We start from the raw sequence: 6,130 nt of genomic DNA, 5'->3' as shown, positions 1-6,130 counted from the left end.
CGAATAGGAGAACAGACATTTATTCCGTTCCGATTCCAAGGGCAGTATGAGGATGAAGAGATTGGATTATACTATAATCGGTTTCGTTATTATTCTCCAGAGGATGGGTGTTATACGCAACAGGATCCGATTGGGTTGGCTGGTGGTATTCGATTATATGGTTATGTACATGATTCAAATACATGGATTGATCCCTTTGGATTGGCTAAGGCGAATGGAGGAGAAGCTCCAAAGCATGGAGGTACTACCCATAATAAGAGAATTGATGATCTTATACAGGATTTAGTAGATGATTTTGATGTAGATGAGATTCGGAAAAATCAATGCCAAGTTGATATAGCTGGTAATACGGTAGGTAAAAACAGACCAGATGTGCAATATAATAAGAATGGCGTACATCATAATGTAGAGTTTGATACTGTTAAAAAAAGTAGTACAAAGCATCAACAAACAATTCCTGGAAATGATCCGAATGCAAAAAATATGTATGAAGTAATTGATCCTAAAACAGGTGACACGCTAGAAAAATATTCTCAACAACCTAAAAAAAATACAAATAACGATATAAATAACAATAACAAAGGAGGATGTCATTAATAATGAATATGAATGAAATACCAACAATTACATTTGCTTATTTTGAAATCTCTATTAATTGTATTCAAAATTTTTTAAATGGCTATTTGGAGAAAAGAATAAACAATCAAGAGACTTTTATTTCGCTAGAAAAAAAAGATATAAATAAGTTCCTGATAGAGTGGAAAAAAATAAAAGAATTGCAAATTTATAAAAAAGAGTATTCATCTGCTTTGTTTTACAATCCATTAATATCTGATGAAAAGACAATTATGATTAGTAATCTTGCAGATGGTTGGTATACTTTGTGTAATGTAATTGCTAATAATTTGAATTGCGCATACTATCTTTTTACGTTAAGTGATGAGAAAGATTCTGAACCAATGAATTCTTTTAGGTATAAAAATAATGGAATTAAAAGAAGTATATATGCCATGAAAGAAGGAAAATGGTATTTCTATTCGGAAGGTGAACCATTATATTTTGAAGAACAAAAGCATTATGAGAACAAAATGATTAAAAAACGTTTAACAAAACAGATTTTAATTGATTACTGCAAAGAATTAGGATTATTTATTGAAAATGAAAATTTTTGGAAAACAGAAAAAGAAAGTTTATATTTAAAAAATGTATATAATGTTAGTTGAAATTTATGTTGATTATAATAAGAAGAATTTATATACAATAAAATCGGTGTGTTACTGGAAATGGAAAATCAGTATACGAAAGTAAAGTTTGAGAGAGACCCGTTAGGAAGAGTCACGAAAGAATGGCAGGATTATAACTGGATTGCCAGTGAGTATGATGAGTTAGGAAATCGAGTGCAGGTAGCAAGTAGTTTTGGGGCAAATATTCTTACCAAGCGGAATGTGATGGGACAAGCAACACATCTGGTTGCTTACCTTGAGAAAGAAAAACCATGGGCTGCTAAGATGGAATATAATGTGCTTGGTCAAGAAACGCAACGATTGTTTTCGAATGGTATTTGTAGTAACTGGGAATATGACCTTGTTGGTAGACCGATTTTCCATGAAGTAAGTGTAAAGCAGGCAAGTGCGGGGAATATGCAACATTCTTTTGGACGTACTACAGGTCATTCAGAAACGATGCATCGCCGAAGATATGAATGGGATGTGAATTACCAGTTAAAGAAGATTACCAACGAATTAACGAAAGGAACAATACTGTTTTCTTACGATCAATTCAGCAATTTGGTATGTGCAAAAGAATCGGGATTTGAAAGTATCTTTAGAATGACGGATTCGGTTGGAAATCTGTATGAATCACAGGATAATAGTGATCGTATCTATGGAGCAGGAAGTCGTTTGGAGAAATCGGGTATTGATTTAAAAGAAGAAAGAAACACATACCAAGGTGGCTATGGAAAACTCGTCACCAAAGGCAGTGACTTTTTCTATGACGAAGAAGGAAATCTTGCTAAGAAAGTCGAACCAAATGGCAATACATGGGCGTATCTCTATTTTGGAAATGGTATGCTCAAAAAAGTATTTAAGCCAGACCAAAGTGGCGTAACCTTCAAGTATGACCCACTTGGCAGACGAATTGAGAAAACGCTGACCAAGGCAGGCAGTGAAGATTTATCTAAGATAGAAGAAAAAGCCACATCAATAGAAGAAATTCCGTGGGAAACAATCGGAGAGGTTCGAATTAGAAAACCAATCACGGATATGACTAAAGACCATGTAGTGAGGGGAAGCAATCAGTCTATCTATGCCGAGGAAACTTGTAACCCTAAGGACTTACGAGAAAAAGAAGAAAATATTGATAAGGTCATACGATTTCTTTGGGAGGGGAATACCTTACTGCATGAATGGGAAGAAAGTAAAGCAGATAAGAGTATTAAAGTGAAAGCCAAGGTAGATTATAAGGCTGATTTTATTCGGAAACTAGAGAAGAAAGAAGAGGAAAAGGCAAGACAAGAGGCAGAAAGAGGACAAAGACCTCCAGATAGCTTGATTACTTGGATTTTCCAAGATGATTTTATTCCTAGAGCAAAAATCACGAAAGATGGAAACTACAGTATCATTAGTGATTACTTAGGAACACCTGTTGAAGCCTATGACGAGGAAGGGAATAAAGTCTGGGAAAGAGAACTTGATATCTATGGGCGAGTAAAAAAGGGTCAGAAAAACACCTATGGAAGAAAAGAAGAGCGAATAGGAGAACAGACATTTATTCCGTTCCGATTCCAAGGGCAGTATGAGGATGAAGAGATTGGATTATACTATAATCGGTTTCGGTATTATTCGCCAGAGGATGGGTGTTATACGCAGCAGGATCCGATTGGGTTGACTGGTGGGAATCCTACGATTTATGGGTATGTTGGGAATACGAATATACAAATTGATTTGTTTGGATTAAAACCAACCGAAAAATGGATGAGGGATTTTATACGTGAAATATTAGGTAGTAATCTTCACGATGGAGGATCATATTTCTTTCAAACAGGAAATAATGAATGGTATATAGGGAAAGCAAATGATTTTTATAGACGTTTGAGACAACATTTAGGAACTGATAAATTGGTAAAAGACTATTTAGAAACTTTAGGTGTAGTAGTTAATCCGAATGGTACATCAGCAGATCACTTCAAACTTGAGAGTGAATTGATGGAACTATTTGATGCTGATAAGGATGTGACATTATCAAATAAAATAAATAGTCCTGGCAAAAATCAAGGTGCGTCATCAGCGCCATCAAGTAAGACTAATAGTCCTTGTTTATAGTATGGGAGGTAAAAAAGATCATGTTAACAGAAGAACAAATATATCTAAATATTTCAGAAGGAAAGATGGAAAATAGAACATATAAATATTATGAATACAATTTAAATGGGAATGAGACTTTCGACAAAAATGATATGGCTCTGTATGGGATAGATGCTTTTTCTGTGAATGGAGACGGAGAATGGCTTGATCTAAGCAGTTTGAAGGAATATTCTTGTATAAGAGCATTAAGTCTCAGTAATAGGTGGTATAAATCTGTAGATATTCTTCAAGAATTTGCTGAAATTGAGCATTTTAGAGTACGGAATTTATGTGATTCAAGCATTCCTTTTGATAGATTCCGAAAGCTATATAGCGCAGATGTGAATTATGACCATAAAACATGTCAGTTGCTTTTTGATAATCCAAGTATAGAATTCCTGCGTCTTCATAATTATAAACAAAAATCAACAAATGACTTAATGAAATTAAGAACTCTGAAACGATTGACTTTAGAGCAATGTAAAATCGAAAATCTGGATTTTTTGGAGCAGTTGACTCGATTGAAGAGCTTTAGAATCAGTTATAATAGAAGTCTTAAGTCTATTCAAGGGATAGCAAAAAACAAAAATTTAAAAGCAATTGAGATTCGAAATTGTAAAAAAATTGAGGACTGGAATGCTTTGTCTGAGGCGTCTCAGCTAGAATATATTATATTGGAGGATTGCGGAGAGATTGATTCACTGGCATTTCTTGAGAACTTTCCTAATCTTAAAGTAATTCGATTTATTGGTAATACAGAAGTTAAAGATGGAAAATTAAAATCTATAGTTGAGAAAGAAAGTTTGGAGTATGCCAAATTTCCATTGTGTAAGCACTATGATATTACGCGAGATGATTTACATAAATTCTTATTTGGCAACATCGGTCTTGAAGAAGTGATTGATTTATATCAAGTTGATGATATTGACGTTAATGTTGATATAGAAGAAATACCAGTTCAAAATTCAAAGAAGCAAACAAAAGAAGATTCCGGTGTAAGCACTTTTGGTGCAAAAGATTTTTTTGATAGTGTAAATTCTATTAAGGAGAGTATGGAGGAATATCTAGAAGAAGATGAAGAAGAGTTACCTCCAGTAGGATACACAATCAAAGAAATTCAATCTTTTGAAACTATCATAAATGAGTTTTTAATGAAAATTGAACAGAACCAAAAGTCTAAGGAGAACGTTCTCGGTATTACAAAAGAAACTATATTGGAGTTAAATCAATTAAATAATGCGTGTGATGGAGAACTAATTGAAACAGGACAAAGAGAAGAAATTGTATCATTGATTCTAGATGTTATTGAAGCAACTGGGGTAGAAGTTGATGGTGATATTACGTTAGAATGGCGTAAGTGGTAGACAGCAGATTTTTGTTGATTAGCAAAAGAATGTTTGCGATATGAAAAATTAGTAAAAAATAGAGGTATCGTAGAATGAATGTATTTAGTAGAATTAACAATATAAAATCAAAAGATGAGCTTATTGATTTTTTGAATTTTCTATCAAAAGATAGATGTAAAAAGGAAGGTGAGTGGAAAAATAATACGATAGAGGATTATTTGGCATCAATCCGTTCTTGGATTGATGATATGGAAGGTTATTATGAAAATAATAATTTGCCAATACCAAATAATGAAAATTGGAGTTTTATTGCTATGCTGTTTTATGTAGGGAAGATTTACGAATAGATATCTATTGATTCAAAAACGAAAAACACATATAAAGAAAGTGACTAGGACTTTTAATTATATGTGTTTTTTCATTAGAGATGCAAAGCGACTCCAGGTAGCGATATCCATAAAGCAAACAAAATGGCAAAAGGAGCAAAAGAAATATTAATAGAGGGGGAAATACTTAACCCAAAAAAAGGAGGTTGCCGAGGGTAAGTATGATGAAAACTAGCTTGAATAATTTTTTTGAATATGTTGCCTCAGATGAAGAATTAATGTATTTCATTCGTATAAATGCGGAGTGGAATGAGGAGTCATTTATAAAAATGGAGCAATTAAGCAGAGAAGTGATGAAGGATTATGTAAATGATGATTCCTATCACAAAAGATTTATTATCTATTTTATGAGAGAAATACCATCAATAATTGAGATGCTCTCTCATTTTAAGGTATGTCCAGAAGATTATATAAAAGATGGTTGTACACAAGAAAGTTATAGAAGCGTGATCGCAGAAAAGGTTAAGAAATTAGAAAAGCTTCGCCAAGATTTTATTGCGTCGTTATAGAAAAAATGTATCTAGAAAAGAATAAGACTTAAGAAATTGGCTGAAATTCATAGAAAGGGCATTTAAAATAATGGCAAGAATAAATTGGAGAGCTAATCAGGTGATTAGCATAGAAACAAAGCGTAAAGAAGAAAATAGAAAAGAAAATGTTTATGTCTTAGCACAAATGATTAACAAGGCACAATTATTGGTGTTTAATTTGTTTAGTACGGATAATAAATGGGAGAATATTAATTTAAAAGAAGCGCCTATTTTGTTTTGCACATATGTTACAAGACAATTTATTTCTAATAGTAATATTTTTAAGCAAAAAATAGAGCCGTTGACAGACTATCAACCACTCCCTTATGATATCGATAGTATAGGTGTAGGCTTTAGGCACATAACCTTGTGGAAAGGGACACCAGACGAGAGAGAAATATTAATAATAGGAGAAGGAGGAGGAAGATTAATAGAAGGCGATATAGGAGATTGCAAGGTGATTATTCCTAAAATTCCTTTTGATGATGATGAAACAATAGATAAATACGAGCTAACCAATGTTC

Annotated in this window: 7 protein-coding genes; all 7 read left to right on the top strand. The window is 33.1% G+C overall.

What is annotated here, in order from left to right:
* Window positions 1–597 (top strand): RHS repeat-associated core domain-containing protein (locus RMR19_RS06540; protein WP_310602696.1); only part of this gene is annotated, 597 nt, incomplete at its 5' end.
* 2 nt (window positions 598–599) lie between these two features.
* Window positions 600–1,223 carry a hypothetical protein gene (locus RMR19_RS06535; RefSeq protein ID WP_310602695.1) on the top strand — a complete coding sequence of 208 codons (624 nt, stop codon included), beginning with the start codon at window positions 600–602 and terminating at the stop codon, window positions 1,221–1,223.
* Between the two features lie 60 nt (window positions 1,224–1,283).
* Window positions 1,284–3,323 (top strand): RHS repeat-associated core domain-containing protein, encoded by a 2,040-nt coding sequence (locus tag RMR19_RS06530; protein ID WP_310602694.1) that lies wholly within the window; start codon window positions 1,284–1,286, stop codon window positions 3,321–3,323.
* A 20-nt stretch (window positions 3,324–3,343) separates the two neighbouring features.
* Window positions 3,344–4,708: a hypothetical protein gene (locus tag RMR19_RS06525; RefSeq protein ID WP_310602693.1), complete on the top strand. Its 1,365-nt coding sequence runs from the start codon at window positions 3,344–3,346 to the stop codon at window positions 4,706–4,708.
* 74 nt (window positions 4,709–4,782) lie between these two features.
* Window positions 4,783–5,037 (top strand): DUF7660 family protein, encoded by a 255-nt coding sequence (locus tag RMR19_RS06520; protein ID WP_310602692.1) that lies wholly within the window; start codon window positions 4,783–4,785, stop codon window positions 5,035–5,037.
* A gap of 200 nt (window positions 5,038–5,237) precedes the next feature.
* A complete protein-coding gene (locus RMR19_RS06515; RefSeq protein ID WP_310602691.1) occupies window positions 5,238–5,585 on the top strand; it encodes a hypothetical protein in 348 nt (115 codons plus the stop codon).
* Between the two features lie 70 nt (window positions 5,586–5,655).
* On the top strand, window positions 5,656–6,130 hold a 475-nt coding region (locus tag RMR19_RS06510; RefSeq protein ID WP_310602690.1), incomplete at its 3' end, for a hypothetical protein.

The sequence above is a fragment of the Anaerosporobacter sp. genome, from assembly GCF_031551385.1.
Lineage (GTDB): Bacteria > Bacillota > Clostridia > Lachnospirales > Lachnospiraceae > Anaerosporobacter.
This window is presented reverse-complemented; position numbering and strand designations above follow the sequence as displayed.

What these genes read in the sequence shown, in the direction of transcription:
- RMR19_RS06535 (WP_310602695.1), top strand. Translation starts at nt 600, where the DNA reads ATGAATATGAATGAAATACCAACAATTACATTTGCTTATTTTGAAATC.
- RMR19_RS06530 (WP_310602694.1), top strand. Translation starts at nt 1,284, where the DNA reads ATGGAAAATCAGTATACGAAAGTAAAGTTTGAGAGAGACCCGTTAGGA.
- RMR19_RS06525 (WP_310602693.1), top strand. Translation starts at nt 3,344, where the DNA reads ATGTTAACAGAAGAACAAATATATCTAAATATTTCAGAAGGAAAGATG.
- RMR19_RS06520 (WP_310602692.1), top strand. Translation starts at nt 4,783, where the DNA reads ATGAATGTATTTAGTAGAATTAACAATATAAAATCAAAAGATGAGCTT.
- RMR19_RS06515 (WP_310602691.1), top strand. Translation starts at nt 5,238, where the DNA reads ATGATGAAAACTAGCTTGAATAATTTTTTTGAATATGTTGCCTCAGAT.